Origin of the sequence: Thermophagus sp. OGC60D27 (assembly GCF_052400625.1) — a bacterium.
In the GTDB taxonomy this organism is placed as follows: Bacteria; Bacteroidota; Bacteroidia; order Bacteroidales; family Marinilabiliaceae; genus Thermophagus.
This window is the reverse complement of the sequence record NZ_JBQTGH010000028.1, coordinates 1-3,541: the sequence shown is the minus strand read 5'-3', so window position 1 is coordinate 3,541 and position 3,541 is coordinate 1. Positions and strand designations below refer to the sequence as shown.

The 3,541-nt window shown below is 31.4% G+C and carries 5 protein-coding genes; all 5 read left to right on the top strand.

Annotated features, from left to right (window positions below):
• On the top strand, positions 1–451 hold a 451-nt coding region (locus ACT29H_RS16675), incomplete at its 5' end, for a hypothetical protein (RefSeq protein ID WP_444822792.1).
• Between the two features lie 11 nt (positions 452–462).
• A complete protein-coding gene (locus ACT29H_RS16670) occupies positions 463–990 on the top strand; it encodes a hypothetical protein (protein ID WP_444822791.1) in 528 nt (175 codons plus the stop codon).
• A gap of 293 nt (positions 991–1,283) precedes the next feature.
• Positions 1,284–1,799 (top strand): hypothetical protein, encoded by a 516-nt coding sequence (locus tag ACT29H_RS16665; RefSeq protein ID WP_444822790.1) that lies wholly within the window; start codon positions 1,284–1,286, stop codon positions 1,797–1,799.
• Positions 1,800–2,260: 461 nt separating this feature from the next.
• Positions 2,261–2,710: a hypothetical protein gene (locus tag ACT29H_RS16660; RefSeq protein ID WP_444822789.1), complete on the top strand. Its 450-nt coding sequence runs from the start codon at positions 2,261–2,263 to the stop codon at positions 2,708–2,710.
• A gap of 11 nt (positions 2,711–2,721) precedes the next feature.
• Positions 2,722–3,231 carry a hypothetical protein gene (locus ACT29H_RS16655; protein WP_444822788.1) on the top strand — a complete coding sequence of 170 codons (510 nt, stop codon included), beginning with the start codon at positions 2,722–2,724 and terminating at the stop codon, positions 3,229–3,231.
• Positions 3,232–3,541: the final 310 nt, after the last annotated feature.

Genomic DNA, 3,541 nt, shown 5'->3' with positions numbered 1-3,541 from the left:
GGATAGTTCACTTCCTCATCCTGCCGGATATGATCCCTCAACCAAAACCTTTAAATTCAGGGATAATGATGCCATCACATCCGGAAATCTGAAAGAGGAGTTTTTTCATGCTTATCTGGATTTTTTCTACGACGGGGGTATTGCCCAATATGCCGATTCGGGGAGGGTAAATATCGAGTTTGAGGCGAAACTGTATACAGATATTTCAAATGTTAAATGTTGTGTTGGTTTTAATTTGGAATCCTCTGCCCCGCAGGATATTAGGAATGATTATCAAAAATGGATTTTTCAACTTAGGGAAGATCCATTGAGCCTGACGAATAGCGATTACCAGAAATGGCTTAAATTGTTTGATACTTATACGCCTTCATATAGTTCTCCATTTGCATCAAATCTTTCCAGTCCGGATGCATTAAAATCAATATTGTCAAATTCAGGATGTTCTTATTAAAATCTAAAGTTATGAAATTAAGAATCACATTTATAATTGCTTTTGTTTCTTTTATGGGAAGTATGTCTTATTCTCAAGGCCCTGTTTTAAATGATACATTGCAAAAAAGCACCCGTTTATATGACGATGGTACATTAAAAACAATTTATAGGGATATAAATGAAGATAAATTGCCGAAACCATTGAGGGAAAGCAAAGATGTTCCAGAACTTATCGGTTTTCAGATTAATTCTGATGAAAAACTAGTGGAGATTGGAAATGAAATTTTTACGAAGAAAGAAATAGAACAATTGATAGAAAGTAGGTTTATATTAGATTGTAAGATTCTGCCTTCCGGTAAAATTGTTAGTGTATCTATTGTTTTTTATAAGAAGGACCCACAGATATGTATAAAAAAACTTACACTTTTTTCACAGGAAATTAAAGAGAGACTAAGTATAACTCCAATACTTTCAAAGAAAACAGACGAAGAGGGATATGTCGATTGTTCTATTTTTGCCTATGCGGTATTTCGCAATAATCTAAAACAGGAAAAGTAAATATCGAGTTTGAGGGGAAACTGTATAAAGATGTAACTACAGTTTTAGAAATAGGTTGTTGTACTGCTTTTAATGATTTAAATATTCCAAAAAAAGTTAGAGATGATTATTTTTCATGGGTTTTGTCAATTGCAGAGAATGCAAATGAACTGACTTTTCAAACATATCTTTCATGGTTGGAACGTTTTAACCAATACCATTCAGAATATAGCTCAGCCCTTGATTCAGAATTAAGCAATCCGGAAGCATTGTATTCAATTATTGATTCATCACCATGTTTTTAATTAGTAGTTATGAAAAAGCTAATTCTTATATCCATAATTTTTCTTTTTTTCATAGGAAGTTCAGTATTTAGTCAGACAGAAATTGAAATTTTGTCCGACACGTTAATTAGAGAACACCATGGATTAACTATGAATTCAAATGATTCTATTATTGTGTATCGTGATTATTATCCGGAAACTATTTTTCCTTCACCAAAAGCCAAAGCTGGAAAATTTCTTGTAGAATTTAATGTGGAAAGTATAAATACCAAGGAAAAGCTATTCCAGATTCGTGATGAAATTTTCACTTCTGAAGAGCTAGCACTTTTGGCGAAGTATCGTTTTACTGCTTCACTTGTGGTGTCTTCAAGTGGTAAAGTCAAAAGTGCTTCATTTCTGTTTATAGGAGGAGATCCGGGAATCGAATTGAAAAAACTGATTGAATATTCAAATCAAATTAAAAGAAACATCACTTTGACTATAAGCTTTTTCGAGAAAGTTGTAGAAGCAGGTTACGTTGGGCAGTATATTGTACTATATCGGTAGTTTAAAAACTTTCCTTCTTTTGATATATTAATAATACTCCGTTAAACTTTTTCAATTTGCTGTCAATCAAATGTAGTAGTTCAAGGTTGTAACAATCATTTTACATCTTACCTCTAAAAATCTAACGATCTATTGATATTAGATAGTGATATTTTTAATGGAGAAGGATATGGTGGTTAAGGATGATTATAAAAAATGGGTGTTTTCATTTATGGATAATATTTCATTTTTACCTTAACGGATTACCAAAACTGGCTTAAGGAGTTTAAAAAATATTCAGCTTATTATAAATGGCTTTAAGCACAGTACTTAATTATCCAAATACTTTAACTCAAGTTCTTAAGAAATCCAATTGCTTTTAAAATGTACAATTATGAATAAGATATTCAGAATAATAGTCTTCTTGTTCCTTTTTACAAATTTAATTCTCAGTCAGTACAAATCAAAGATTTAATTTCGAGATGGATAGTTCACTTCCTCATCCTGCCGGATATTATCCCTCAACCAAAACCTTTAAATTCAGGGATAATGATGCCATTACATCCGGAAATCTGAAAGAGGAGTTTTTTCATGCTTATCAGGATTTTTTCTACGACGGGGGTATTGCCCAATTTGCTGATTCGGGGAGGGTAAATATCGAATTTGAGGCGAAATTGTATAAAGATATTTCAGCACCTTATTGTTGTCAGGCCTTTTATGAAACAACAGCACCGCAAAATATTAAGGATGATTATGAAAAATGGATTCGGGCATTAAAGACAAGTCAAAGTTTTGTTATTTCTCCAACGAATTACCAAAAATGGTTAAAATTGTTTAATCAATATTCAATATCATATTCTTCCTCAACAATTTATTCTTTGAACTATCCTCATGCTTTAGATCATATTCTTAATTTGTCAAATTGTTTTTAAATATAGCATTTATGAGAAAGGTATTTTATATATCTGGTATTTTCGTTATACTCTCAAATATCACCTTTTGTCAGTCTCCTTTTCAAAAGATTGTTGATGTTAGTGATTTTACGGGTGATAAAACTATTACCTATATTGACAATAAGGATTTGCAAGGAGAATTACCCCTACCACGAGATGTGAATAATGAAATTGTTGGAATTGTTGAGTTTAAGCTATCATCAGAAGAAAAACTTTTAAACTTTATAGTTGATATTTTTTCTGATAGTGAAATTCAAGAATTGATTTCAAGTCAATGCTACCTTAAGACTATATCTACTCCAAACGGGAAAATTTTGAGTGCTTCGTTTGCTTTTGTAAATAAGGAGCCTGATGTTCCTTTGAATAAATTGGTTAAACTTTCAGATATAATAAAAGAAGAGTTCACAATTCATGCTGAATTTGAAAGAGATGTTGTTGATGAGGGCTATGTGAGATGCACTTATTGGCTATTTATTCAATTAAGTGAATTTCTTGAATAGCCATTTCTTAGTGAAGTCTAGTATTAAGCAAGAGTCAGGGTTTCACTTTAAGTGTAGCACTGACTTTTATTGTCGAGCCCTACTTTTTTAAAATGAATTTTTTTACTTTCGAAAACCAACCCCGCGATTCAGAAAATGAGTCAGATTTTTCTTGATTATAAAGAGATAATGTTGGTTTCTTTTAAAGTATGATAGCTATTTATACAACGGTTTTTTGATGGTTGTTGTGTTTTCTAATTTTAATTTTTAATGAGTTTGGCAACAAAGATGAATTTTTTACCAGACTCATCCAATTCTAACTTAAACTCTT